The 26,674-nt window shown below is 72.4% G+C and carries 14 protein-coding genes; 7 read left to right on the plus strand and 7 right to left on the minus strand.

Annotated features, from left to right (window positions below):
- Positions 1-16: 16 nt before the first annotated feature.
- On the minus strand, positions 17-1,669 hold the full coding sequence (locus tag OG338_RS10070; RefSeq protein ID WP_405936989.1) for a protein kinase domain-containing protein: 1,653 nt from the start codon (positions 1,667-1,669) through the stop codon (positions 17-19).
- 399 nt (positions 1,670-2,068) lie between these two features.
- Here OG338_RS10070 and OG338_RS10075 point away from each other — a divergent pair, with 399 nt between their 5' ends.
- The 5 genes from OG338_RS10075 (at position 2,069) to OG338_RS10095 (ending at position 11,838) form a co-directional block, all read left to right on the plus strand.
- Positions 2,069-5,413, plus strand: a complete 3,345-nt coding sequence (locus OG338_RS10075) for an FtsK/SpoIIIE domain-containing protein (RefSeq protein ID WP_405936990.1) — start codon at positions 2,069-2,071, stop codon at positions 5,411-5,413.
- A 293-nt stretch (positions 5,414-5,706) separates the two neighbouring features.
- Positions 5,707-7,074 (plus strand): ABC transporter substrate-binding protein, encoded by a 1,368-nt coding sequence (locus OG338_RS10080; protein WP_405936991.1) that lies wholly within the window; start codon positions 5,707-5,709, stop codon positions 7,072-7,074.
- Positions 7,075-7,078: 4 nt separating this feature from the next.
- Positions 7,079-8,494 carry a carbohydrate ABC transporter permease gene (locus OG338_RS10085; protein WP_405936992.1) on the plus strand — a complete coding sequence of 472 codons (1,416 nt, stop codon included), beginning with the start codon at positions 7,079-7,081 and terminating at the stop codon, positions 8,492-8,494.
- Positions 8,491-9,378, plus strand: a complete 888-nt coding sequence (locus OG338_RS10090) for a carbohydrate ABC transporter permease (RefSeq protein ID WP_405936993.1) — start codon at positions 8,491-8,493, stop codon at positions 9,376-9,378. Before OG338_RS10085 ends, OG338_RS10090 begins: the two co-directional genes overlap by 4 nt.
- Positions 9,379-9,681: 303 nt before the next feature.
- Positions 9,682-11,838, plus strand: coding sequence for a CDP-glycerol glycerophosphotransferase family protein (locus OG338_RS10095; protein ID WP_405936994.1), 2,157 nt, complete (start codon positions 9,682-9,684; stop codon positions 11,836-11,838).
- Positions 11,839-11,908: 70 nt separating this feature from the next.
- Here the strand turns inward: OG338_RS10095 and OG338_RS10100 are convergent, their stop codons facing one another.
- From OG338_RS10100 to OG338_RS10120, 5 genes are all read right to left on the minus strand, one after another.
- Positions 11,909-12,283 carry an EamA family transporter gene (locus OG338_RS10100; RefSeq protein ID WP_202532935.1) on the minus strand — a complete coding sequence of 125 codons (375 nt, stop codon included), beginning with the start codon at positions 12,281-12,283 and terminating at the stop codon, positions 11,909-11,911.
- Between the two features lie 55 nt (positions 12,284-12,338).
- Positions 12,339-13,853: a methyltransferase domain-containing protein gene (locus OG338_RS10105; RefSeq protein WP_405936995.1), complete on the minus strand. Its 1,515-nt coding sequence runs from the start codon at positions 13,851-13,853 to the stop codon at positions 12,339-12,341.
- Entirely contained in the window at positions 13,850-15,055 is a 1,206-nt protein-coding gene (locus tag OG338_RS10110; RefSeq protein ID WP_405936996.1) for a glycosyltransferase family 39 protein, read from the minus strand. Before OG338_RS10110 ends, OG338_RS10105 begins: the two co-directional genes overlap by 4 nt.
- Positions 15,056-15,187: 132 nt before the next feature.
- Entirely contained in the window at positions 15,188-18,712 is a 3,525-nt protein-coding gene (locus OG338_RS10115; protein WP_405936997.1) for a CDP-glycerol glycerophosphotransferase family protein, read from the minus strand.
- 218 nt (positions 18,713-18,930) lie between these two features.
- Positions 18,931-19,551 carry a TetR/AcrR family transcriptional regulator gene (locus OG338_RS10120; protein WP_405936998.1) on the minus strand — a complete coding sequence of 207 codons (621 nt, stop codon included), beginning with the start codon at positions 19,549-19,551 and terminating at the stop codon, positions 18,931-18,933.
- 210 nt (positions 19,552-19,761) lie between these two features.
- Between OG338_RS10120 and OG338_RS10125 the strand changes: the two genes are divergently transcribed.
- Together OG338_RS10125 and OG338_RS10130 are read left to right on the plus strand one after the other, a co-directional pair.
- Positions 19,762-20,700, plus strand: coding sequence for an ABC transporter permease (locus tag OG338_RS10125; protein ID WP_405936999.1), 939 nt, complete (start codon positions 19,762-19,764; stop codon positions 20,698-20,700).
- The gene (locus OG338_RS10130) at positions 20,693-21,472 is read left to right on the plus strand and encodes an ABC transporter ATP-binding protein (RefSeq protein ID WP_405937000.1); all 780 of its coding nucleotides are present in this window, start codon (positions 20,693-20,695) and stop codon (positions 21,470-21,472) included. Before OG338_RS10125 ends, OG338_RS10130 begins: the two co-directional genes overlap by 8 nt.
- Before the next feature lie 69 nt (positions 21,473-21,541).
- On the opposite strand, the gene OG338_RS10135 is transcribed toward OG338_RS10130, so the two are convergent.
- Positions 21,542-26,548, minus strand: coding sequence for an NAD-glutamate dehydrogenase (locus OG338_RS10135; RefSeq protein WP_405937001.1), 5,007 nt, complete (start codon positions 26,546-26,548; stop codon positions 21,542-21,544).
- Positions 26,549-26,674: the final 126 nt, after the last annotated feature.

Here is a 26,674-nt window from a genome sequence, read left to right on the forward strand (position 1 = left end):
ACGCCTCCGGGCGCGGTCAGCCGCCGCTGCCGCCGCCCAGTTCGGAGATCCAGTCCTTCACGGTGGTGACGGCGTCGGTGATCGCGTGCCAGTAGCTCTGGCCCTGGCCGATCCAGTCCTTGAGCGGGGTCAGTTCCCAGATCAGCCAGCTCGCCACGAAGAGCAGCACCAGCGTGAACAGGCAGCCCTTGAGGCAGCCGAGCCCGGGGATCTTCATCGGGTTGGCGCCGCGCTGCCTCGGCGCGCGCTGCGGCTGCTGGGGCTGCTGGGGCGGTGCGTACGGCTGGGGCTGCGGCTGCGGCTGGTACTGCTGGCGCTGCGGTGGCTGGTACTGCTGCTGCGGTTGCGGCTGGTACTGCTGCTGCCGCTGTTGCTGCGCGTACTGCTGGTGCTGGGGCTGCTGGTATCCGGGCTGCCGGTCGCGCGGCTGCTGCGGGGGCTGCTGCTGCCGGCGCTGCGGGCGGCGGCGCAGCGGGTCCTCGCTCGGGTCGAGGTACTGGACCTGGGTCTGCTCGTTGCGGTCGCGGGCCGCCGCGAGCTGGGACTGCCAGGGGTGCGGGTCCTCGGGGCGCGGCTCGTTGTCGGGGCGCGGCGGCACGGGCGGCAGGACGGCGGTCGGGTCGGCCTGGGAGCCGCCGCCGGGCACGCCGCCGTGCGGCAGGACGCTGGTGACCCCGTTGGGGTCGTACGAGCCCGCGTTGCCCGGCAGCACCTGTGTCGGGTCGGCCGCGCCGGGAACCTCGGGTACGGCGGTGGGCGCCGGGTCGGGCGCGAGCAGGGCGGCGACCCCGTCGGCGGCGGCGATCTGCGCGGCGCTCGCGTGCACGCCGATGCCCTCGGCGACGGTGCGCAGCCCGCGCGCCAGGTTCTCCGCGCTGGGCCGCCGGTCGGGGTTCTTGCTCAGGCAGCGCTCTATGACCGTCCACAGGGGCTCGGGGACGGTGCCGGGGCGGCGCGGCTCCTCGCTGAGGTGCCGGTGCAGGACTTCGAGCGCGGTGCCGCCGGCGAACGGCGGGCGGCCGGTGACCAGCTCGTACAGCAGGATGCCGGCGCCGTAGATGTCGACGGCGGAGGTCTGCGGGCGGCCCTCGGCGGACTCCGGTGCCACATAGGCGGGGGTGCCGACGAACTCGTGGGTCCGGGTCAGGCCCGGCGAGTCGGCGAGGCGCGCGATGCCGAAGTCGGTGAGCATCGGGCGCATCGCGCCGTCGGGGTCGGCGAGCAGCACGTTGGCGGGCTTGAGGTCGCGGTGCACGACGCCGTCGGCGTGGCTGGCGGCGAGCGCGTCGGCGATCTGCGCGGTGAGCAGCGCGGCGGCGACCGGGGTGAGCGGGCCGTTGTCGCGCAGGTAGCGGTGCAGATCGGGGCCGTCGATCAGGTCCATGACGAGGGCGAGGAGGTCGCCCTCGACCACGAGGTCGCGGGTGCGCACGATGTTGGGGTGGGTCAGCCGCAACAGGACGGAGCGTTCCCGCAGGAACCGCATCACCACGTCCGCGTCGTTGGCCAGCTCCTCCTTGAGGACCTTGATCGCCACGGTCTCGCCGGGCCGGCCGGCCACGGCCGCCTCGGCGCCCGCCGCCTCGCGCTGGCTGGCACGCCAGACGGTGCCCGTGGCGCCGCGTCCCAGCGGCTCTTCGAGCAGGTACTTGCTGCCTACCGGCCGCACGTCATGCGCTCCCTGCTGGTCGTGGTGGATCGATCCCGGGCAGCCCCGGAGTTTCCGGCCCACTCTAAAGGCTGTACGGGAAGCTGTACGGGGAAGGGCGGCCGGGTCCGGGTACCGGGGGAAGACGTCCGTCCGGGGCTGATGGTTGCCAGGGAGTGCGCGGGGAAACCGGTCATGCCGCACTTTTTGGGGCCACAGCAGACGTTTCAAGATCACTAACTGATGACCGCCGGGCGTGTTGTCAGTGGCAGGTGCGAGGATGCCTGGAGCACGACTGCGGGGTCGGGAGCCCCGCGGTGCGTGACGAACCTGTACCGGACGACGCGTCCGTGCCGGGTGGGGGGAATCACAGGGCGTTCCCCCGGCCGGTGCCGCGCGCAGAAGGGACCGCTGACGGCGATGCAGATCCGGCTGACCGTCCTCGCGCCGCCCAGCGGCCAGACCCCGGCGCGCGCCTGCGATGTGCTGGTCACCGCCCCCGCGGGGACGGCGCTGGCCTCCGTCGCTTCGGGCCTGGCCATGGCCGTCGCCGGTCCCGACGGCTCCCTCGGCAGCGGTGCGGTGGTGCTCTTCGCGGGCCGGGAGCGGCTGGACGCCCAGCGCTGCGCGCTCGGTGAGCCGCCCCTGGTCGACGGCGCGGTGCTGTCGCTCTCGGCGCCCGGCGAGGACGAGACCGCGGACGACGCGGTCCCCGCCCAGCTCCAGGTGGTCGCCGGTCCCGACGCGGGCGGGGTTCATCTGCTGCACGGCGGCACGGTCCGCATCGGCCGCTCGGCCGAGGCCGATGTCCCGCTGGACGACCCCGATGTGTCCCGGCTGCACTGCGAGGTGACGGTCTCCGATGACGGCCGGGTCGCGGTGGCCGACCTGGCCTCCACCAACGGCACCTCGCTGGACGGGGCCGAGGTCCGCGACCGGCCGGTCCGGCTGGTCCCGGGGGCGCTGCTGCGGCTCGGCGAGTCGACGCTCCGGCTGGCCTCCGGCGCGCGTCCTCCGGCGCTGCCGACGACCCCGGACGGCGAGGGCCATCTCCGGGTCGCCCGGGTCCCGGCCCCGCCGGCCGCCCCGGTCCCCGAAGCCGTCCGGCCCGCCCATGACCGGCCCATCCCCGACGAGCCCGATGCCGGGGCCCGGCCCGGGTCCTCCGCCGGGCACCCGGGCCGCTTCCCGGAGCAGGAGGCGCCCCGGCGCGGCGGCCTGGGGGCCTGGGCCCGCCGGTTCAAGGGCGCCCGGGCCGAACCGGAGGCGGCGAGCGCCCCCGCCGAGCCGGTCCCGCCCGTCCCCGAGACGTTCACCCCGCCGCCCACCGCGCCCGAGGGCACCTGGCCCGATCCGGCCGCCGTCCTGCTGACCGCGCTCGGCCCGGGCCCCCGGCTGTGGGAGCGCGACCCCGCGCACCCGGAGGCGCTGGTGGTCCGGCTGGGCACCACCGACCGGGCCGACCTGCCCGCCGTGCCGGTGACCGTGAGCCTGCGCGAGGCCGGTTCGCTGGGGCTCGCCGGGCCCCGGGAGCGGCTGGCCGGGCTCGCCCGGTCCGCCGTGGCCCAGCTGGCCGCGCTGCACGCCCCCGCCGATCTGGAGATCGTGCTGATCAGCACGGACCGGGCGCGGAGCACGGAGGAGCGGCGGCGCGAGTGGGCCTGGCTGGGCTGGCTGCCCCAGCTGCGCCCGATGCACGGCCAGGACTGCCGGCTGCTCGTCGCGTACGACCGGGACCAGGCGCTCGCCCGCACCGCCGAGCTGGTCCGCCGGCTGGACGACGGGCCGCTCGGCCCCGGCTGGGCGAGCCAGGACCCGGCCGCGGTCGCCGAGGCCGCCCGCGGCTACGAGGGCCCGTTCACGGTGGTGATCCTCGACGGCGACCCCGGTTCGGCGGTCCTCCGCGAGAACACGGCCCGGCTGGCCGCGGCCGGTGCGGCGGCGGGCGTCCATCTCATCTGTCTGGCCGAGACCCCGGCCGCGACGCCCACCTCGCCGGTCGCCGCGACGTACGAGGCCGCGTGCCACGCGTCGATCGCCTTCCGCGAGTGCGGGGCGGTCGGGATGCTGAGCGGTGACGTGGCGACGGCCTTGCGGCTGCTGCGCACGGCGGGCGGCCGGGCCGCCGGCCACGGCACGGTGGCCTCGGTGGACGCGGTGTCGGCCCACTGGGCCCAGCGGTTCGCCCGCGCGCTGGCCCCCCTCCGCGCGGAGGGCTCGTCCGCGCTCCCGGGCCGCCAGGTCCCCGTGGCCCTCCCCCCATCCGCCCGCCTCCTGGACGAACTGGGCCTGGCCCGCGCCACCCCGGCCTCCCTGATGGCCCGCTGGGCCTCCACAGCGGACGACCGCCGGGCACCCCGCGTGGGCGCACAACGCACGGCGGCCGAGGCGGCGGACTCGGGCCGTACGGGGTACCCGGCGGCGGGTGGCTCGGGCCGTACGCCGTACCCGGCGGCGGCCACGGGCGACTCCGGGCGCACGGCGTACCCGGACAGCACCACGACGGGCTCGGGGCGCACCCCGTACCCCCGCACCGCCGCAGGCGACTCCGGGCGCACGGCGTACCCCGGCAACACCACGACAAGCTCCGGCCGCACCCCGTACCCCCGCACAGGCACGGGCGACTCCGGCCGCACCCTGTACCCCGACGCGACCACACACGACTCCGGCCGGAGCGCACGCCCCCGTGTGAGCGGTCCCCGGCAGGCCGACGGGTCTCAGGTCGCCACTCGCGGCACCGATACCGTCGGGGGGACGCGGCCCGTCGTCGTGGTCGGGGCCGGGCCGTGCGGGCCGGTGAGTGTGGATCTCGCGGATGAGGGGCCGCATCTGCTCATCGAGGGGCCCGGCGGGAGCGGGCGGACCGAGTTGTTGCGGGCCGTCGCGGCGTCGTTGGCGGCGGCCGCGCGGCCGGACCGGCTGGGCATCGTGCTGGTCGACGGGGCCGGCGGCGAGCGCGGCGAGTCGCTGGGGCCGTGCACGGAGCTGCCGCACGCGTTCACGCACCTGGTGGCCTCGGACCCGGTCCGGATGCGGGAGTTCGCCCAGGCGCTGGGCGGCGAGGTGAAGCGGCGGGCCGAACTGCTCGGCGAGCTGGACTTCGCCGAGTGGCACAGCCGCCGCCACGAGGCCGGGGCGACGGCCGCCCCCGTCCCCGAGCAGCGCGGCGACATCGAGGCGCCGCTCAGCGGCACCCTGCGGCTGCGCCCCGGGGCGGGCCGCCCCGTGGACCCCGGTCCCTCCCCGCTGCCCCGGCTGGTGGTGCTCGTGGACGACTACGACGCACTGATAGCCCCGGCGCTCGGCAGCCCGGGCCGCCCGGCGGCCGGTTCGGTGGTGCGGGCGCTGGAGGCGGTGGCCCGGGACGGCGGCCGGCTGGGCATCCACCTGGTCGCGGCCTCGGCCCGCCCCGACCGCACGGAGGACACGGAGCTGGCCCGCGGCGCGCGGCTGCGCATCGTGCTCGATCCGCCCGCGGTCCCGCCCTCGCCGGACGAACCGGCGCCGGGCCGGGGCCGGCTGGGGCATCCGGACGGGCGGGTGACGCCGTTCCAGGGCGGCAGGGTGACCGGCCGCATCCCGCGTACGGCGACGCTGCGGCCGACGGTCGTCCCGCTGGAGTGGGAGCGGATGGGCGACCCGCCCGCCCGCCGCCCGGTCCGCGAGCTGGGCAACGGGCCGACGGACCTGGCGCTGCTCGCCAGCGCCCTGGAACGGGCGGCGCGTTCGGTGAACGCGCTCCCCCTCGTACCCCTGTCCACCTGAAAGCCCGCCGAGCCGCGCCCGAGTCCCGCCGGAGCCGCCCCCGAACGCCCCCGCGCGGGGCCGGAAGGGGCGGCCCGGCCATCGGCCCGATCGTCCCCCAATGGCCGGATACCTGCACTGACCCCACGTCACGAGGGCATCACGATCAACGACTTGGGGCCGAGGGCGGTATTGCGACACCGGGGCGTCGGGCATAGGACTGTGCGCACACGACGACGTGACGCACGACCGGCAGCGCTGGCTTCCCGACCCGGCGCCCGGTGGGCGCACGCGGACAGAGAGACGGGGCAGGAATGCGCACAACCCTACGGATTCGCAGAGCGGCCGTGGTGTTCACCGCCATCGGCGCACTGGCGCTCACCGGCTGCGGTGGTGACGGCGACGGCGGAGACAAGAAGCCGGACGAAGGCGGCACCACGGCCAAGGGGGCCACGCCGACCGTCGCCTTACCGAAACTGGACGGTGAGAAGCTCTCCGTCGCCGCGGTCTGGACGGGTCCGGAACAGGCCAACTTCGTCAAGGTCCTCAAGGAGTTCGAGAAGCGGACCGGCGCGACGGTGACGTTCGTCCCGGCGCAGGACCCGATCGTCAACTTCCTCGGTACGAAGATCGCGGGCGGGCAGCCGCCGGACGTCGCGATGATCCCGCAGGTCGGGGCGGTCCAGCAGGCCGTGGCGAAGAAGTGGGCCAAGCCGGTCGGCGCCGAGGCGAAGGCCCAGCTGAGCAAGAACTACGCGCAGGTCTGGCAGGACCTCGGCGCGGTGGACGGCACCCAGTACGGGGTGTATTTCAAGGCCGCCAACAAGTCGCTGGTCTGGTACAACACCAAGGCGTTCGAGAACGCGGGCGCGAGCGAGCCGAAGACCTGGAAGGACTTCCTGGCGACCGCCGAGACGGTGTCCGCCTCGGGTGTCACCCCGGTCTCGGTCGGCGGCGCGGACGGCTGGACGCTCACCGACTGGTTCGAGAACGTCTACCTCTCGCAGGCGGGCCCGGAGAAGTACGACCAGCTCGCCCAGCACAAGATCAAGTGGACCGACCCGTCCGTCAAGGACGCGCTGACCACGCTGGCCCAGCTGTTCGGCAAGCCGTCCCTGATCGCGGGCGGCGCGGACGGCGCGCTCCAGACCGAGTTCCCGGCGTCGGTCACCCAGACGTTCACCGGCGGCGACCAGCCCAAGGCCGCCATGGTCTACGAAGGCGACTTCGTCGGCGTCAACATCGCGCAGACGAAGGCGAAGATCGGCACGGACGCCAAGGTCTTCCCGTTCCCCGCGGTCGGCGCCGAGTCGCCCGTGGTGACCGGTGGCGACGCGGCCATCGCGCTGAAGGACGGCAAGGGCGCCCAGGCCCTGCTGACCTGGCTCGCCTCCGCGGACGCCGCGAAGATCGCCGCCGAGCAGGGCGGGTTCATCTCGCCGAACAAGACCCTGGACCCCGCCGCGTACCCGAACGACGTGCAGCGCACGATGGCGAAGGCGCTGATCGCCGCCGGTGAGGCCGTCCGGTTCGACATGTCCGACCAGGCACCGCAGTCGTTCGGCGGGACGCCCGGCAAGGGCGAGTGGAAGATCCTCCAGGACTTCCTGAAGAACCCGAAGGACATCGCCGGGACCCAGGCAGCTCTGGAGTCGGCGGCGGCCAAGGCGTACAAGAGCTGACGGCATGACGACAGCGGCAGCGGGGGGCGCCGACGAGGCGCTCCCCGCCGACAGGCAACGGTCCGGCGGGCCCCGCGTGCCCGCCCCCAGGAAGGCCGCCCCGGCCGGCTCCCCGGGGCGCGCGCCCCGGAGCGTGACCGGCACCCGCAGGGTGATCGCGGCGCTCTTCCTGCTGCCGGCGCTGGTGCTGCTCGGGGCGCTCGTCGTGTACCCGATCGTGTACTCCGTCTACCGGTCGTTCTTCGACCAGGCGGGTACGGGCTTCGCCGGCATCGACAACTACAGGACGCTGTTCACGGACGGCACCATCCGTACGGCGGTCAAGAACAACGCGATCTGGGTGGTCTTCGCGCCGACGGTCTCCACCGCGCTCGGGCTGATCTTCGCGGTGCTGACCGAACGCATCCGCTGGGGCACGGCCTTCAAGCTGATCGTCTTCATGCCGATGGCGATCTCCATGCTGGCGGCGGGCATCATCTTCCGCCTGGTGTACGACCAGGCGCCGGAGCGCGGGGTCGCCAACGCGGTCTGGGTGGGCGTGCACGACACGTTCGCCGAGTCCGCGGGCTTCCCGAAGGCGCATCCGCTGCCCGTGGCCCCGCTGAAGGCGGCGGGCGGCGGGACCTTCGTCACGAGGACGACCGTGCACGCCGGGCAGCCCGCCCTGCTGCCCCTCGTCGGGGTGCTCCCGGCGAAGATGCCCGGCGACGCGAAGCCGGCCAGGGCCCCGGTGGCGGCCGGGGACGGCGCGGTCACCGGCACCGCGTGGCTGGACTTCACCAAGGGCGGCGGCGGCAAACCCAATGTCATCGACGCCGAGGAACTCGGGCTCAAGGGCCTGAAGGTGGAGGCCGTCAAGAACGGCGAGGTCGTCGCGACCGCCAAGGCGGCGGCGGACGGCACCTTCACGCTGCCCGCCGCGGCCGACGGCGCCGAACTGCGCCTCCCGGCCGCCAATTTCAGGGAGCCGTACAACGGCGTGGACTGGCTCGGCCCGACGCTCGTGACGCCCGGAATCATCGGGAGTTACGTGTGGATGTGGGCGGGCTTCGCGATGGTGCTGATCGCGGCGGGCCTGGCCGGTCTGCCGCGTGAACTCCTCGAAGCGGCCCGGGTGGACGGGGCCAGCGAGTGGCAGGTGTTCCGCCGGATCACGGTGCCGATGCTGGCCCCGGTCCTCGCGGTGGTGCTCGTCACGCTGATGATCAACGTGCTGAAGGTGTTCGACCTGGTGTTCATCATCGCGCCGGGCTCGTCCCAGGACGACGCCAACGTACTGGCGCTCCAGCTGTACCGGTCCTCGTTCGGCACGGACGCGGATCTCGGGGTCGGCAGCGCCATCGCCGTACTCCTGCTGCTGCTGGTGATCCCGGTGATGCTCTTCAACATCAGGCGGATACGGAAGGAGGGGCGCCGATGACGACCCCCTCGGCGACCACACCCCCGGCGGCGCCCCGGTCACTGGGCACGCGGATCGCGGCACGGGCCGGCGGCGGCGTGCTGCGGGTCGTCCTGGTCCTGGTGGCCCTGTTCTGGCTGATGCCGACGATCGGGCTGCTGCTCTCCTCGCTGCGCAGCCCGGACAAGATCGCGTCGACCGGCTGGTGGCAGGTCTTCACCGCCCCCTCCGAGCTGACCGTCGACAACTACTCCCGGCTGCTCGACAATTCGGCGATCACGAACTCGCTGCTCTCCACGGTCATGATCACCGTGCCGTCCACGGTCCTGGTCGTGGTGATCGGCTCCCTCGCGGGATACGCGTTCGCCTGGATGGACTTCCCCGGCCGCGACTGGTGGTTCCTGCTGGTCGTGGGGCTGCTGGTGGTCCCCGTACAGGTGGCACTGATCCCGGTGTCGAAGCTGTTCGGCGAGATCGGGATCTTCGAGACGACGCTCGGCGTGGTGCTCTTCCACACCGCGTTCGGGCTGCCGTTCGCGATCTTCCTGCTGCGCAACTTCTTCGCGGAGATCCCCCGGGAGCTCCTGGAGGCGGCGCGGCTGGACGGGGCGGGCGAGATACGCCTCTTCACCCGGGTCGTGATGCCGCTGGGCGGTCCGGCGATCGCCTCGCTCGGGATCTTCCAGTTCCTGTGGGTCTGGAACGACATGCTGGTCGCGCTGATCTTCGCGGACTCCGGGTCACCGCCGATCACGGTGGCGCTCCAGCAGCAGGTCCGCCAGTTCGGCAACAACATCGACGTGCTGGCGCCGGGCGCCTTCGTCTCGATGGTGATCCCGCTCGCGGTGTTCTTCGCCTTCCAGCGCCAGTTCGTCTCCGGCGTGATGGCGGGTGCGGTCAAGTAGCGGTACGTGGCAGAGCGGGGCACTCCGGCCGGGCGGCGGGGGTGCCCCGCAGCCGTGTGGCGCCCGCCCCGGAGGCGTCCGTCATGGCCCCGCATGCCCCGTATTGCCCAAGGTTCACTTACTGTCCCGGGTAGTATGATAAGTGGGGCCTTCATCAGCCGCGCGGTCGACCGCTCACGGGCCCGACGCGCCCGTCTCTTCGGCCTACGTACGCCCGCCCGCCCGCCCCCTGACCCGTCCTGCGGAGCCCGCCCCAGTACGCTGTGTGCTCTCCCAGTACGCACAGTCCGAGAAAGAGTCCGTATGCCCCGGCTGAGTGTCATCATCCCCGTCCGTCGCGCCCGAGGAAGTCTGCGCGAGTGCCTGGAGTCGGTGCTCACGCAGTCGTTCACGGACATCGAGGTCATCGGGGTGGACGACGGCGCGCCGGACGGCTCGGGCCTGGTCCTGGACGAGTTCGCCGCGCGCGACGGCCGCGTCCGGGCCGTGCACCTGGAGCCGGGCGCCGGGGCGCACGGCCGGCGCAACGCCGGGATCGAGGAGGCCGCCGGCGAGTACGTCCTGTTCCTGGAGGGCCATTACGTCCAGCTGCCCGGCGCGCTTCAGGCCGTCGTGGACCGGCTGGACGCCACCGGCGACCCGGACGTACTGCTGTTCGGCCACCAGAAGCGCCCCTTCCGCGGCAAGGTCCGCTCGACGCGGTCGCTGGAGAGGCTGGAGGGCATGCCCGAGGGCCCGTTCACCCTGGCGAAGCGCCCGGACCTGCTGGACATCGCCCCGGTCTCCTGGAACCGCGCGGTCCGCCGCGCCCTCCTGGAGCGCGAGACGGTGACCTTCGGCCCGGGCCCGCACGGCGAGCGGATGTACGCGCTGGCGACCGTCGCCGTCGCCGCCTCGGTCGCCACGCTGGGCACCGCCTGCGTGGAGCACCGCCAGCAGCGCCACCTGCCGGGCCTGGTGGACGACGTGGAGCCCCGGACGGGCTCGACCCCGCTGGAGCTGGTCGAGGCGTACGACGCGCTGATGACCTTCGTGGAGGCGCGCCCGGCCCTGAAGGACGTGCGCGGCCTCCTCTTCGACCGTGCCGTGCAGGAGCTGCTGGCCGCGTACCCGACGGTGACCAAGCGCCGCCGGCAGTACGTGGGCGCGGTCGGCGCCTTCCACCGTGCGCACCGCCCGGAGGGCTTCACGTTCCCCGGCGGCGCCAAGGGGCTGCGCCCGCAGCTGATGGGCGGCGGCAAGTACACGGCGCTCGGCGCCCTGGACACCGCGCTCGCCACCCGCCGCAGCCTGCGCGCCGCGCCCAGCACCGCCCGCGCCAAGGCGAAGAAGCAGTTCACCAAGCGCTACTACAAGGCGCAGCGCAAGCTGCCGCTGGACCCGAAGCTGGCCGTGTACGCCGCCTACTGGAACCGCGGCGTGAGCTGCAACCCGGAGGCGATCTACCGCAAGGCGAAGGAGCTGGCGCCCGACGTCCACGGCGTGTGGGTGGTGTCGAAGAAGAACGTGGACTCGGTGCCCAAGGGCATCGACTACGTGGTGCCCGGGACCCGCCGCTACTGGTCGGTGCTGGCCCGTGCCACGTACTTCTTCAACAACGTCAACTACCCGGACCACCTGGTCAAGCGCCCCGGCCAGATCCATGTCATGACCCACCACGGCACCCCGCTGAAGATCATGGGCATGGACCAGCAGAACTACCCGGCCGCCGCCCAGGGGCTCAACTTCGACCGGCTGCTGAAGCGCGTGGACCGCTGGGACTGGAGCGTCTCGGCCAACCCGCACTCCACCGAGGTGTGGTCCCGCGCCTACCCGAGCGCGGCGCGCCCGCTGGAGACCGGCTACCCGCGCAACGACGTCTTCGCGACGGCCACCGAGGAGCAGATCGCCAAGATCCGCGAGGACCTGGGCATCCGCCCCGGCCAGCGCGCCCTGCTCTACGCGCCGACGCACCGCGACTACGAGTCGGGCTTCACCAGCCGGCTCGACGTGGACCGGTTCAGCGCGGCCGTCGGCCCGGACACCGTGCTCCTCATGCGCGCCCACTACTTCTACGGCGGCTCGGGGCTCCCGGAGAACGCGCAGGTCATCGACGTCTCGACGTACCCGCGCGTCGAGGACCTGTGCCTGGCGGCGGACGCGCTGATCACCGACTACTCCTCGGTGATGTTCGACTACGCCCACCTGAGCCGCCCGATCGTGATCCACGCCCCGGACTGGGAGACGTACCGCACGGTCCGCGGCGTCGTCTTCGACCTGCTGTCCGGGCAGCCGGGCGAGACCCCGGGCGCCGTCTCCACTACCACGGAGGAGCTGGCGGACATCTTCACCGACGGCAGCTGGAACAGCCCGGAGAACGAGGCGCTGCTGAAGGCGTTCAAGGAGCGCTTCTGCCCGTACGACGACGGCCGCGCCGCCGAGCGCGTGGTGCGCCGCGTGCTGCTGGGCGAGGAGTCCTAGGGAGTACGCCGATGGCCCGCACCGGAGCGTTCCGGTGCGGGCCATCGGCGTACCGCGTCCAGGAAAGGCCCTAGCCTTGCTGACCGGCCATGACCGTGATCAGGCCGACCACCACGAGCAGCGAGCCGCCCCAGGTCCACAGCGAGGTCCGCTCGTGCAGCACGGTCGCCCCGGCGAGCACGATCAGCAGGTAGCCGAGCGCGTTGAAGGGGTACGCGACGGAGAGCGGCACCTTGGCCAGCGTCGTCATCCAGGCGAGCGCGGAGACCGCGAAGACCAGCAGCCCGAACACGACCCAGGGGCTGCCCGCGGCGCGCAGGGCGACGGAGCCGCCGTCCCGCCCGGCGGCCGCCGCGGCGCCCTTCATCCCGTGCTTGAGCATGATCTGGCCGCCCGCCGACGAGAACACGGCGAACAGGAGCAGCAGCACACTGGGCAGGGTCAAGGACTTGCTCCTGACTGCGGGGGCGGGCGGTGCGGGGGGCGTGGGGCGGGGCGCCTCAGACACCGACCCGGTCGGCGGGGACGTACTGTCGGTTGAGGATGTCCTGTACATCGACGTGCTCTCCAGCGATGATCGTCTCGGCCGCGTGCGGGGTGAGCAGGGCGACGTGCTGATAGCCGAACAGCGTCGGCCGGACCCGGGTGAGCAGCCTCGACGCCCCGCCGAGCACGGCGGCGAGCGGTCCCCGGCCGAGCAGCGACCAGAACGGCGCTCCGGTGGAGGAGAGTTCGAGGACGTCGTAGCCGGCGGCGCGCACGGTGCGGCGCAGGCTGGCCCGGGTGAAGAAGCGCAGATGCGTTTCGTCGAGGATGCCCCGGCGGTCGTAGTCGAAGGCGCCGACGGAAACCCGCAGCCGGGAGTACCAGTGGCTGAAGTTGGGAACGGACAGCAGCATCCGGCCGCCCGGCCGCAGCACGGACGCCGCCTCGGCGAGGACGCGTTCGGGGCGTGACAGATGCTCGATGACGTCACCGGCGACCACGTAGTCGAAGCCGGTCCCGGCCTCGGCGGGCAGCCCCTCCTCCAGATCGGCGAGGTGGAAGTGGCTGCACCGGTCGCGGACGCCGGGCACCTCCACGTAGTCGACACCGGTCACCTCGTGGCCCAGGGACTCCAGCCGCTCGGCGAACAGCCCGCCGGAGCAGCCGAGGTCCAGGACGCGGCCGGGGGGCAGCGCGCGCATCTTGTCCAGGATGACCGCGTGCGAGGAGCCGTCGCCCTCCTTGAAGGCGTACTCGACGGGCTTGGGAATCCACCGGCAGGTCCCGAACCCCTTGACGGCCAGCCGGTATTCGAGGACGTCCTTGACGACATCCCTGGCGTACTTCATGCCGTTGACGTAGCAGATCTCGTCGCCGTAGTAGGTGGGTACGGGGATCTCCCTGATCCGCATGCCCGCGTTCAGCAGCTGCACGATGATCTGGGTGTCGAAGTCGAAGGCGTCGGTGTTCCGGTCGACCGGCAGCCGCTTGAGGGCCGCGACGCTGTACGCGCGGTAGCCGGAGTGGAATTCGGTGAGGTCCGAGCCGAGGAGGCCGTTCTCCAGCCGGGTGAGGATGCGGTTGCCGAGCCACTTGTACATCGGCATGCCGCCCTTGAGCGCGCTGCCGGACGTCATCATCCGGGACCCGAACACGGCTTCGCACTCGCCGCGTTCGATCGGCGCGACCATCTCGGGCAGCAGCTCGGGGGCGTACTGCCCGTCGCCGTGCAGCAGCACGATGATGTCGAGTCCGTGTGCGGCGGCCAGCGCGTATCCGGCCTTCTGGTTGCCGCCGTAGCCGAGGTTCTTGGTGTGCCGCATCACGACGGTACGGGGCATGCCCTCGGCCTGCGACCAGCGGCAGCCCGCCGTGAAGGTGGCGTCGTGACTCGCGTCGTCGAGGATGAGGATCTCTTCGATCCGCGACCGGAAGTCCTCCGGAATCCGGTCGAGGGTCTTCTCCAGCGTTGTCTCCGCGTTGTACGCGACCACCAGGATGCCGATCCTGGGGCTCGGGCTTTCCTTCACGGGGCGTTCTCCAGTTGCGGTCGGGGACGGGGGGTGGTGACGGCTCGCAGGGGCGTGGCGAGGATGCGGCGGGCGCCGGTGAACAGGCCCGCCGCCAGGACGAGCCAGCCGGCCGCGCCCAGATACAGCACGGGCTCGCTCCAGCGCACGGCGGACCGCCCGCTGTAGCCGAGGACGGCGACCAGGCCGGCGACCGCGCTGTACGCGCACCCTTCGACCGGGCCGAGCACGAACATCCCGGCGGCGGCCCAGGTCAGGTACTGGAGTCCGGAGGCGGTGGACAGGAGCAGCAGCAGCCCCAGCGTGACGGCGACGACGCCGGGCGCCTCGGCGGGCCGCAGCCAGGCGAGCCGGAGCCCGGCGGCCACACAGACCAGCACGAAGAGGAAGTGGCCGCCGCCCTGGATGAAGGTGATGACCGGCTCGGGCATCCCGAGGACGTCCGCGAACCGCACGAGCCCCCACAGTCGGTAGCTGCCGCCCCCGTACTCAAGGACGTTGTGCACCAGGTCCATGGGCACGGTCAGCAGCGCCGGCCCCCACACCAGCGCGCCGACCCCGGCGAACCCGGCGGCGAAGCGGGCCAGGACCGGCCGCCCGCCGCGCAGCGCGACGACGAAGAGGGCCGGGATCACCACGACCGGGATGAACTTGACGCTGATCGACAGCGCCGCCGCGACGCCCGCCGCGAGCGGTGCCTTCCGGTCGGCCAGGAGGTGGGCGGCGGCCAGCGCGAAGGCGACGGCGACCGCGTCGGTGTTGCCGTGGTAGCCGGAGGTCGCGATGAGCACCGGGCTGACGGCAACCCCGGTGCCGCAGAGCAGCGCGGTGCGCGGGGTGGCGCGGCGGCGGACGATCTCGAACACGAGGACCGCGCAGGCGAAGTCGGCGGCCGACGCGGGGACGCGGATCAGCGTGGCGAAGGAGAAGCCGAGTTCGGTGAGGCGGTCGAGGCCCAGCAGCATCCACCCGGCCAGCGGCGGGTGGTTGTAGACGGGGAGCCCGGGCAGCGGGTGCGCGTAGATGCGGACGGGGCCGTACCCGGTGATGGCCTTCGCGAACCCCGCGAAGATCCGCACATCGGCGGGGCCGGGCGAGTTGGCCGCGATGATCATGCGGGTGAGGAGGCCCGCGGTCGCCGCGACGAGCACGGCGGCCCTGGCCCGCCGTACGTCCGTTTCGCCCCACATTCGGATACCCATGGAAGCAGAACGTAGCAAGGCGGCGACGCTATGCGACGCAGCGAATCGTCACCGTGGCGTAAACACCGGCCCGGCGAACGCCGATGCCCGGCCGGTGCGGACCGGCCGGGCATCGGGGCTCAGCAGTGGCGGCTACAGCATGCGGTCGACCACCCGGGCGGTGGCCCGGCCGTCGTCCAGGTCGCAGAAGTCGTGCCGGAACCGCTCGTACGCCTTGGCGTGTCCGGCGATGGCCCGCTCGGGGTCCTTCAGCGCGGCGATCAGGTCGTCGGAGCCCGGGATCAGGGGTCCGGGCGCCCGCTTCTCGAAGTCGAAGCTGAACCCGCGCAGCGTGTCGCGGTAGTGCTCCAGGTCGTACGTGTGGAAGAGCATCGGCCGCCCGGTCTGGGCGAAGTCGAACATCAGCGAGGAGTAGTCGGTGACCAGGGCGTCGCTGATGAGCATGAGTTCGCCGACGTCCGGGTAGCGCGAGACGTCCTTGACGAAGCCCGTGCCGCTGTCCGGGAGCCGGTCGGTGACCATGTAGTGGCGGCGCACCAGGAGCACGGTGTCCTCGCCGAGTTCGCGTTCGGCGGCGGCCAGGTCGAGCTGGAGGCCGAGCGAGTAGCGCCCGGCGCCGAGGCGCTGGTCCTCGCGCCAGGTCGGTGCGTACAGGACGACGCGCTTGCCGGCCGGGATGCCCAGCTTCTCCCGTACCGCGGTGGCGACCTTGGCGCGGTCCGCGGCGTGGAAGATGTCGTTGCGCGGGTAGCCGCACTCCAGCACCTCGCCCTCGAAGCCGAACGAGCGGCGCAGGACGGGCGTGGAGAACGTGTTCGGCGAGACCAGGAAGTTCCACTGCGCGGCCCGCTCGGCGAGGGTCGCGATGTATCCGGCGTTCGCCTGGGCGGTGCCCGCGAGTTCGAGGCCGATGCGCTTGAGCGGGGTGCCGTGCCAGGTCTGGACGACGGTCTGGTCCTCGCGGCGCACGAACCACTCGGGCAGCTGGGTGTTGGTGATGATGTAACGGCTGCGGGCCAGCGCCTCGTGCCAGGCGACCGAGCCGTGCTCGACGGCGGTGGTGCCCTCGGGGACGATCGCCTGCTGGTCGCGGACGACCCAGATGTGCTCCACCTCGGTGCCCCGGCGCACCAGCTCCTCGTACACCGCGCGCGGCGAGTCCGAGTACTGGCGGCCGTCGAAGGTGCTGTAGAGCGCGGCCGCGCGCAGCGGCTCGGAGCGCTGTGCCGCGTACGCCTCGCTCAGCAGGCGCTTGGCGCGCGGGCCTCGCTCGGCGGCGCTGAGCACGGAGCCGGAGACGACGAGGAGCTGGTCGCCGAAGCGGCGCTCCAGGGTGTAGTCGCGGCCGCCGAGCGTGCGGGTGGCGGGCAGGGTGTGGAAGGCGGAGGCGGGGAGCCGCAGCGCGCGGTCGCCGCTCTCGTCGGCGGCGCCCCTGTCCCGGAAGAAGAAGTACCAGTTGCCCTCGCCGAGCGGCACGGCGCCGCCCGGCCCCTCCACCGCGTCCGGCCGCAGCTCGGCGCGGAAGCGGCGGGCGCTCCCGGGTCCGGTGAACTCGACCGGGAAGACCTGCTCCTCGCGGTGGGCGCTGTTCTGCGCGATCAGCTCGACCGGGTGCTCCGGGTCCTCCGGGAAGGTGCCCTCCAGGAAGAGCCGGCCGTCGTCCGTCCAGCTGGCCAGCTCGACGGCGGGCTGCACGGGGCGGTCGGCGATGACCAGATTGCCGCGCGCGCTGACGGTGAGGGCCAGCTCGCGGCGGACGCCGTCCGGCCCGTCGGCGAGCGGGTAGCGGCCGGGGTGGACCGAGCCGGGGGCGTCGAGCGACGCCTTCAGGCCCGTACCGACGAGATGGAGGCTGTATGTGACGCTCTTCGGGGCGTCCTCGTCGGTGGGGCGGTTCTCCTCGACCGCGGTGAGCGGCAGCTCGGCGGTGAAGCGGTTCCAGCCGGCACCGGCGCCGGTGCCCACGGTGACGGGGACCTCGACGGTGGTCTTGGTGGTGCCGTGTGTCAGGACCAGGGTCAGCTCGTCCTTGACGAGGCGGGCGCGGACCACGCCGGAGACCTTGGCGGTGCCGGGCCGCTCGCCCGGGCCGTGGGTCTCGAAGCGGGCGTCGACGCGCTCGGAGTGCAGCACCAGTTTGTCGCCCTCGAAGGCGGCGGCGATGCGGTGGTCTCCGTCGGGGCGGTGGACGGGCGGGGCGACGGACGCCTCGCGGACCGAGGGAAAGGAGCGGCGCAGCAGGCCGCCGCGGGCGATGCCGACCTGGAACTGGAAGGTGAGCTGCTTGGGGCCGCTGTCGCCCTGGACGCGGAGCTTGGCGGCGTCGACGGAGGTCTCGAAGCCGGCCCGGTGGTAGTCGTGCAGGCTCTGCCGGGAGCGGGCGGTGGCCTCGGGCTCGTCGGTGCGGCGCAGCCGGAGCGGGACGACATGGCGCCGGCCGGCCCGCAGCCAGCCGATCCGGAACTCACTGGCCCCGGAGCTGACGGGCAGGTTCCGGATGTACGCGTAGCCGCTGAGGTGCAGCTTGCCGTCGCGCCACTGGGCGTCGCGCAGCCGGGCGGCGAGCGGCAGATCGCGGTCGCCTACGCGGGCCACGGGGGCGGGCAGCGGCCGGCTGAGCACGGGGTAGTGGGCCACGCGCTTGCGCATGCCGCTGACCTCGAACGCACCGGGCTCCCGCTTCTCCTGGAGGAGCAGCGCCAGCAGCTCGTCCATGCGGTGCTCGCGCACCAGGTACCACATCACGCGCAGGCGCAGCGGCAGCCCGTCGAGCACCGAGGGGTCGACCTGGTCGATGAACTTGTTGGTGTACGTGAGGAACGCGTCCCGGTACTCCTGGTCACCGTCCGGCAGGACCTCCATGAAGTACCAGAGGTCGTTGGCCAGCGCGTGCGCCTCGTAGTGGTTCTTGTCGGCGGGGGTGCGGTTCTCCACCAGGAAGTCGGAGACGCCCTGGACGTGGGCGACGCGGTCGTGGATGCCGCGGACGACGGCCCGGCTGGTGGTGATGGAGCCGGGGCGGTCGCGCCAGTAGTAGACGGGGTCCTTGACGATGTCGACGGAGCCGGCCAGGAAGTGGGCGGGCAGTACGACGGGGATGTCCTCGTACAGCGCGCCGACCGGGAAGGCGAACTCGTGCTTGTCCCAGAAGGAGCGGCGGAAGACCTTGTTGCAGGCGATGCGGTCGCCGAGGAGGTCCAGGTCGCGCGAGACGTGGGTGCGCTGACGGGTGGTGGCCATCGGCTTGCGGAACATCGGCGACTGCACCAGCTTGCCGCCGGCGCGCAGCCGCAGGACGTTGCCGGACGCCAGGTCCGAGCCGGTCTCCTCCAGCGACTCGACCAGCAGCTCGTAGGCGTTCGGCGGGATGATGTCGTCGCTGTCGCAGAAGGCCAGGTAGCGGCTCTCCGGGTCGCAGTTGCGGAAGCCGGTGTTACGGGCGTGCCCCAGTCCCCCGTTCTTCTGCCGGACCAGCTTGAAGCGGTCGTCGCCCGCGGCGAACTCCTCGGCCAGAGCGGCACTGCCGTCGGTGGACCCGTCGTCGACCATCACCACCTCAAGGTCGGTCATGGTCTGCTCCGCGAGGGACTTCAGACAGTCCGTCAGGAAGAGCTCCACGTTGTAGACGGGGACAACGACACTGAGCCGTGGCGGCATGTTGAGCACGTCCGTTCATCAAGGGCCTGGCTATCCATGGGGCTCAACCGCGAAGGCGGTCGCGGGTCACCGGTTACGGTCCCGAACGAGTGACTACGCCTGCACCGTGCTCGCCCCGCGCCCACACCCCGGAAGGCCCGGTGGGCGGCCCGCCCACCAGATTAACCGATCGAAGGGTGACCCCTACAAGCACGCTGGCACACCCCCGCGAGCGGCCATCAGGCAGGGTCCGCGCCCTGTGTGAGCGCCGCCACCGCCGAGATCGCGAGGTCGTCCAGATACCCCCGGGGCAGCTCGCCCCGGACCACCGCGAGCCGCCAGTAGAGCGGGCCGACGATCAGGTCGAGGGCGCGGCCGGGGTCGCTGCCGGGCGGCAGCTCGCCGCGTGCGACGGCGTTCCGGACGACCACGGCGGCCATGCCCTGCTGCGGGTCGAGCAGGGCGGCCTTGATGGCGTCGGCGATCTCCGGGTTCCTGGCCGCCTCGACCAGCAGGTCCGGGATGACCTGGGAGGCCAGCGGGTGGCGCAGGGCGTACGCGGCCAGTTCGAGGACCGCGCGCACATCCCCGTACAGCGAGCCGGTGGCGGGGGCGGGCATGCCCTGCGCGGCGACGGCCGAGACCAGGTCGAGGACCAGGTGCAGCTTGGACTTCCAGCGCCGGTAGACGGCGGTCTTGCCTACGCCGGCCCGGCGGGCGATGCCCTCGATGGACATCCGGGCGAACCCGACCGCGGCGAGCTCGGCGAACACCGCGCTGCGGATGGCGTCGGTCACGTCCTCGCGCAGGACGGCGGCTCCCGCCGGGGCTCGGCGGCGGCTTCCGGGGTCGGTGGTCATGGCCGAATCATAGTCCGCGACGACGAAACGGTTGCGTTCCGACGTGGGTACGTCCTACCCTCGGCGTTGCGACGATACGGTCCCGTCCCGTCGCCGGGTGCGTCTCTTTCCGCCCGTACGCCGTGCCGGTACGCCGGCCGGTACGCCGTCGCCCGGACGCCGTGCCGGTGCGCCGTGCCCCCGCCTGCCCGCCTCCCGTCGAAAGCGATCGTGGTGAGCCAGACAACAGCCCCGGCCCCGGTGGACAGCCCGCCACCGCTCTCCCCGCCCGTGTACGGCTCCGGCGAGCTCGCCGCGCTCGCCGAGCGCCACGGGCTGACCGTGAGCGGCGCGCGCCCCTCGCTGCGCGCGTACGTGTCGCAGCTGTGGGGGCGGCGCCACTTCATCACGGCCTTCGCCACGGCCAGGCTCACCGCCCAGTACAGCCAGGCGAAGCTGGGCCAGGTCTGGCAGATCATGACCCCGCTCCTCAACGCGACGGTCTACTACTTCATCTTCGGCATCCTGATGAAGACGAAGCACGGCGTGCCGGACTACGTGCCGTTCCTGGTCACGGGCGTCTTCATCTGGACCTTCACCAGCTCCTCGATCACCGCCGGCACCCGTGCGATCAGCGGCAACATCGGCCTCGTACGGGCGCTGCACTTCCCGCGCGCCTCGCTGCCGATCGCGCTCGCCCTGCAACAGCTCCAGCAGCTGCTGTTCTCACTGGGCGCGCTGGTCCTGATCCTGCTGGCCTTCGGGCAGTACCCGCAGCCGTCCTGGCTGCTCGCCGTCCCCGCGCTGGCCCTCCAGGCCGTGTTCAACACCGGCCTCTCGATGGTCATGGCCCGGCTCGCCGCGCGCACCCCGGACATCACCCAGCTCACCCCGTTCGTGCTGCGCACCTGGATGTACGCGTCGGGCGTGATGTGGAGCATGAGCACGATGCTGAGCGGCGGCCGGGTGCCGGAGTGGGTGAGGCTCGCCCTCGAACTGAATCCGGCGGCCGTCTTCATCGATCTGGTGCGCTTCGCGTTCATCGACAGCTTCGGCGCACACCAGCTGCCCCCGCACGTCTGGGCGGTCGCGGCCGGCTGGGCGCTGGTGTGCGGCGCGGGCGGGTTCGTCTACTTCTGGAAGGCCGAGGAGAGTTACGGGCGTGGCTGAGCACACGGACGCGGCGGTGCCGACCGTCGTCGTGGACGACGTCCACATCACGTACAAGGTCAACGGCGCCCGCACCGGCCGGGGCAGCGCCACCGCCGCGCTGAGCCGGATCGCCTCACGCCGGCAGGCCCCGGGCGTGCGCGAGGTGCACGCCGTCAAGGGCGTCAGCTTCGCCGCGTACAAGGGAGAGGCGATCGGGCTGATCGGCTCCAACGGCTCGGGCAAATCGACCCTGCTGAAGGCCGTCGCGGGCCTGCTCCCCGTCGCGAAGGGCCGCGTCCACACCCATGGCCAGCCCTCGCTGCTCGGCGTCAACGCCGCACTGATGAGCGACCTGACCGGCGAGCGCAACGTGGTGCTCGGCGGCCTCGCGATGGGCATGACGCGGGCGGAGATCCGGGAGCGCTACGAGGAGATCGTGGAGTTCTCCGGCATCAACGAGAAGGGCGACTTCATCACCCTGCCGATGCGCACGTACTCCTCCGGCATGGGCGCCCGCCTCCGCTTCTCGATCGCGGCCGCCAAGAACCACGACGTCCTGCTGATCGACGAGGCCCTGTCCACCGGCGACGCCCGCTTCCAGCAGCGCAGCAAGGCCCGCATCCTCGAACTGCGCGAACAGGCGGGCACGGTGTTCCTCGTGAGTCACAACAACAAGTCGATCACCGAGACCTGCGACCGGGCCCTGTGGCTGGAGTCCGGCACCCTCCGCATGGACGGCCCGGCGAAGGACGTCATGGCGGAGTACGAACGCTTCACGAAGAAGCGCTAGCCCACCGGGGGTGGGCGGCCGCTGAGGGTGGGCGGCCGCTGGTTCGCGGCCGCCCACCCCCGGCGCAGCCTAGGCGTGCGTACGAAGCAGCGTCCGCATCGTCCGCATGGCCACCGACAGATTCGCCAGGTCGAACGCGTCCGACCCCTGGATCTCCTCCAGCGTCGACCGCGACCGGGCCAGAATCGCCGCGTTCTTCTCCTCCCACGCCTCGAACCGCTCCTGCGGCGTGGACGCCCCGCCGCCGACGGCCAGCACATCGGCCGTCAGCGCCGCATGCGCCGCGTACAGGTCCTCGCGGATGGACGCCCGCGCCATCGACTGCCACCGGTCCGCCCGCGGCAGCTCGATGATCCGGTCCATCAGCTGGGTGATCCCCAGCCGGTCCGCGAGGTCGTAGTACACCTCGGCGACGGCCAGCGGCTCCTTGCCCGTACGGTCCGCGATGGCCACGATGTCGAGCGCGGGGAAGGCGGAGGAGAAGCCGGCGACGCGCTGCGCCAGCTCGTCCGGGACGCCCGCACCGGTCAGCTCGTCCAGGATGCCCTGGTACCACTCCTGGTCGGCGCCCTTCAGCATCTTCGGCAGCGCCGCCCAGACCTGCTCGACGCCGTCCCGGAAGAAGTCCACCGTCTCGGAGATCTCCAGCGGCTGCGGCCGGTTGCCCAGCAGCCAGCGCGAGCCGCGCTCGACCAGCCGCCGCGAGTGCAGCCGGATCCGGGTCTGGATATCGGCGGCGACCTTGTTGTCGAGGGCTTCCACCGCGTCCCAGACCTCACCGAGCCCGAAGATCTCGCGGGCCGCGAACTGCGCGCGCACGATCTCCTCGATGGAGGCCCCGGTCTCCTCCCGCAGCCGGTGCAGGAAGGTCGAGCCACCGCTGTTGACCGTGTCGTTGACCAGCACCGTGGTGATGATCTCGCGCCGCAGGGCGTGCCCGTCGACCGCCTCGGGGTAGCGGGTGCGCAGCTGCTCCGGGAAGTAGGCGTGCAGCAGCTTCTGGAGGTGCGGGTCGTCCGGCAGGCTGGTCCCGATCAGCTCCTGGGCCGCCGTGATCTTGGTGTAGGCGAGCAGCACGGCCAGCTCGGGCTGGGTGAGCCCCTTGCCGGCGTTCAGCAGTTCGCGGATCTGCCGGTCGCTGGGGAGGAATTCCAGCGCCCGGTCCAGGTGGCCGTCGCGCCCGAGCCGCCGCATGAAGCGCTGCTGGGCGTGGAGCAGGGAGGGCGCCTGCGCGACCGAGTTGGCCAGGGCCGTGTTCTGCGCGTAGTTGTTGCGCAGCACCAGGTGCCCGATCTCGTCGGTCATCTCGGCGAGCAGCTTGTTGCGCTGCTTGACGGTCATGTCGCCGTCCCGCACCAGCCCGTTGAGCAGGATCTTGATGTTGACCTCGTGGTCGGAGGTGTCCACCCCGGCGCTGTTGTCGATCGCGTCGGTGTTGATCCGGCCGCCGTCCCGGGCGAACTCGATGCGGCCGAGCTGGGTGGCGCCGAGGTTGCCGCCCTCGCCGACGACCTTGGCGCGCAGATCGGCGCCGTTGACGCGGATCGCGTCGTTGCCCTTGTCGCCGACGTCCGCGTTCGACTCGGCGGTGGACTTGATGTACGTGCCGATGCCGCCGTTCCAGACGAGGTCGACGGGGGCCTTGAGGACGGCCTGCATCAGCTCGGCGGGCGTCATCTTGGTGACCCCGGCCTCGATGCCCAGCGCCTCGCGGATGTGGGCGTTGACCGGGATGGACTTGGCGCTGCGCGGGTGGACGCCGCCGCCCGCGGAGATCAGGTCCTTGTCGTAGTCGGCCCAGGAGCTGCGCGGCAGGTCGAAGAGGCGGCGCCGCTCGGCGTAGGAGGTGGCGGCGTCCGGGTGCGGGTCGATGAAGATGTGCCGGTGATCGAAGGCGGCGATCAGCCGGATGTGCTCGGAGAGCAGCATGCCGTTGCCGAACACGTCGCCGGACATGTCACCGACGCCGACGACCGTGAAGTCCTCGGTCTGGGTGTCGTGGCCGAGCTCGCGGAAGTGCCGCTTCACGGACTCCCAGGCGCCCCGGGCGGTGATGCCCATGCCCTTGTGGTCGTAACCGGCCGAACCGCCGGAGGCGAACGCGTCCCCGAGCCAGAAGCCGTACGCGACGGCGACCTCGTTGGCGATGTCGGAGAACTTCGCGGTGCCCTTGTCGGCGGCGACGACCAGATAGGTGTCGTCCTCGTCGTGCCGGACGACGTCCTTGGGCGGCACGACCTCGCCGGCCACCATGTTGTCGGTGATGTCGAGGAGCGCCGAGATGAAGGTGCGGTACGCGGCGATGCCCTCGGCCATCCAGGCGTCCCGGTCCACGGACGGGTCGGGCAGCTGCTTGGCGACGAAGCCGCCCTTCGCGCCGACCGGCACGATGACGGTGTTCTTCACCATCTGCGCCTTGACCAGGCCCAGGATCTCCGTACGGAAGTCCTCGCGCCGGTCCGACCAGCGCAGGCCGCCGCGGGCGACCTTGCCGAAGCGCAGGTGGACGCCCTCGACGCGCGGCGAGTAGACCCAGATCTCGAACGCCGGGCGGGGCGCGGGCAGGTCCGGGATGGACTGCGGGTCGAACTTCATCGAGACGTACGCGTGCGGCTCGCCGTCGTCCGCGTGCTGGAAGAAGTTGGTGCGCAGGGTGGCCTTGATGACGGTGAGGAAGGAGCGCAGGATGCGGTCCTCGTCGAGCGAGGCGACCTGGTCGAGGGCCCCGTCGAGCTCTTCGAGGAGCCCGTCGGTCAGCTCCGTGCCCGCGCTCTGACGGCCCGGCGACATCCGGGCCTCGAAGAGCGAGACGAGCAGCCGGGTGGTGTGGACGTTGTTCTGGAGGGTGGACTCCATGTAGTCCTGGCTGAACGTGGACCCGGCCTGGCGCAGGTACTTCGCGTAGGCGCGCAGCACCATGGCCTGGCGCCAGTCGAGCCCGGCGCTGAGCACCAGCGCGTTGAAGCCGTCGTTCTCCGCCTCGCCGGTCCACACTGCGGCGAAGGCGTCCTGGAACCGCTCGCGCGCCCCGTCGGCCAGATAGCCGCCGTTGGCGCTCGCCTGCGGCATCCGCAGCCCGAAGTCGTAGATCCAGGCGTGCGTACGGTCGGCGCAGCGCAGCTCGTACGGGCGCTCGTCCACGACCTCGACGCCGAGCCGCTGGAGGGCGGGCAGCACGGCGGACAGCGAGACCTGCTCACCGGTGCGGTAGATCTTGAAGCGGCGCTCGCCGGGGGCGGCGCCGACCGGCTCGTAGAGGCTGAGCGAGAAGTTCCGCTCGTTCTCCTTGAGCGCGTCGAGGTGGACGAGGTCGGCGACGGCGGCGCGCGCCGAGTGGTCGGCCTTGTAGCCCTCGGGGAAGGAGTGCCCGTACTGACGGAGCAGTTCGGCGGCGCGCTCCTCGCCGCACTCGGCGTTCAGCGCCTCCTGGAAGCCGTCGGCCCAGGAACGGGCGGCCTCGACGAGACGGGCCTCGATGCGGTCGGTCTCGGCGTCGGTGAGGCTGGGCAGCTCGCTGCCGGGCGCGACACGGACGACGAAGTGGAGCCGGGAGAGGATCGATTCGGTGTTCCAGGCCGTGAAGTCGACGCTGGTGCCGTTCAGCTCCTCCTTGAGGATGTCGATCAGCCGCAGCCGCACACCCGTGGTGTAGCGGTCGCGCGGCAGGTAGACGATCGCGGAGTAGTAGCGGCCGTACTCGTCCTGGCGCAGGTAGAGGCGCAGCCGGCGCCGCTCCTGGAGGTAGAGCACCGAGGTGACGACCGAGCGCAGCTGGTCGACGGGGGTCTGGAACAGCTCGTCGCGCGGGTACGTCTCCAGGATCTGGAGCAGGTCGCGGCCGTCGTGGCTGTTGGGGGTGAACCCGGCGCCCTCCAGCACCTCGGCGACCTTGCGGCGGATGACGGGGACCCGGCGCACGGACTCGGTGTAGGCGGCGGACGAGAAGAGGCCGAGGAAGCGGCGCTCACCGATGACGTTGCCCTCGGCGTCGAACTTCTTCACGCCGACGTAGTCGAGGTAGCTGGGGCGGTGCACGGTCGCCCGGCTGTTGGCCTTGGTCAGGACGAGGAGCTTGTGCTCGCGGGCCTTGGCCCGGGCGTCGGCGGGCAGCCGGTCGAAGGACGGGCTCACGGGGTGCGCCTCGTCCTCGGTGTGGTGCGGGTCGGAGCGCAGGATGCCGAGGCCGGTGCCGGGGACGGCGGCCAGCGAGTCGGTGTCCCGCAGCTCGTACTCGCGGTAGCCGAGGAAGGTGAAGTGGTCGGCGGCGAGCCAGCGCAGCAGCTCCCTGGCCTCGTTGACCTCGTCGTCGGCGAGGTCGTCCAGCGGCTCGCCGGGCAGGTCGTCGGCGATCCGGAGCGCCGCGCTCCGCATCTTCTCCCAGTCCTCGACGGTCTCCCGTACGTCGGACAGGACGCGCAGCAGGTCCAGCTGGATCTGCTTGAGGTCCGCGCGGTCGGTCTCGCGGTCGATCTCGACGTGGATCCAGGACTCGACCAGCGCGTCGTGCGGCAGGCCCGCCTTGGCGTCCTTGGGTCCCTTGCCGCCGTCCCGGCGGGTGCCGTCGGTCAGGATCTCGACCAGCTTGCCGGTCACGTCGCGGCGGACGACGACCTGCGGGTGGATCACGACGTGGATGCCGCGGCCCTGGCGGGAGAGCTCGTTGGTGACGGAGTCGACCAGGAACGGCATGTCGTCGGTGACGACCTCGACCACGGAGTGGCTGCACGTCCAGCCGTTCTCCTCGACGGTCGGGGTGTGCACCCGGACGTTCGCCTTGCCCTGGGGGCGCTCCTCGGCCAGCCGGTAGTGCGAGGAGGCGGCACCGAACACGTCGATCGGGTCCCGGCCCACGATGTCCTCGGGCGCGGTGTGCAGGTAGTAGCGCTGGAGGTAGGAGAGCAGGACGTCCTGACGGGAGTGCTCCTGCCCGGCCCCCGAGCCGTCGGCCCCGGCGGCCGCGACGTGCACCCGGGGGGCACCGCCCGGCCCGCCGACACCACCGCCCGGGCTGTTGTCAGCTACCTTGGCGGCCCGTGCGAGCAGCTCGGCCTTGGCTTCGTCCAGCTTGGTCTGCATGTCCTCTGGCTCCTGTCGCGCGCCGTTGCGTGACGTAGGTGAAAAGGTCGGCGTAACGCCACGACGCGGGGTTTCCGGTCGGGGTCGACGCTATGCCGCGATGAGAGACCGCCGGGACCGTATCGG

This window comes from Streptomyces sp. NBC_00726 (genome assembly GCF_045161735.1).
GTDB lineage: Bacteria > Actinomycetota > Actinomycetes > Streptomycetales > Streptomycetaceae > Streptomyces.

Excerpts from the sequence above, each read along its gene's own strand:
- OG338_RS10080 (WP_405936991.1), top strand. The coding sequence starts at position 5,707 with ATGCGCACAACCCTACGGATTCGCAGAGCGGCCGTGGTGTTCACCGCC.
- OG338_RS10090 (WP_405936993.1), top strand. The coding sequence starts at position 8,491 with ATGACGACCCCCTCGGCGACCACACCCCCGGCGGCGCCCCGGTCACTG.
- OG338_RS10075 (WP_405936990.1), top strand. The coding sequence starts at position 2,069 with ATGCAGATCCGGCTGACCGTCCTCGCGCCGCCCAGCGGCCAGACCCCG.
- OG338_RS10120 (WP_405936998.1), bottom strand. The coding sequence starts at position 19,551 with ATGACCACCGACCCCGGAAGCCGCCGCCGAGCCCCGGCGGGAGCCGCC.
- OG338_RS10115 (WP_405936997.1), bottom strand. The coding sequence starts at position 18,712 with ATGCCGCCACGGCTCAGTGTCGTTGTCCCCGTCTACAACGTGGAGCTC.
- OG338_RS10095 (WP_405936994.1), top strand. The coding sequence starts at position 9,682 with ATGCCCCGGCTGAGTGTCATCATCCCCGTCCGTCGCGCCCGAGGAAGT.
- OG338_RS10085 (WP_405936992.1), top strand. The coding sequence starts at position 7,079 with ATGACGACAGCGGCAGCGGGGGGCGCCGACGAGGCGCTCCCCGCCGAC.
- OG338_RS10135 (WP_405937001.1), bottom strand. The coding sequence starts at position 26,548 with ATGCAGACCAAGCTGGACGAAGCCAAGGCCGAGCTGCTCGCACGGGCC.
- OG338_RS10110 (WP_405936996.1), bottom strand. The coding sequence starts at position 15,055 with ATGGGTATCCGAATGTGGGGCGAAACGGACGTACGGCGGGCCAGGGCC.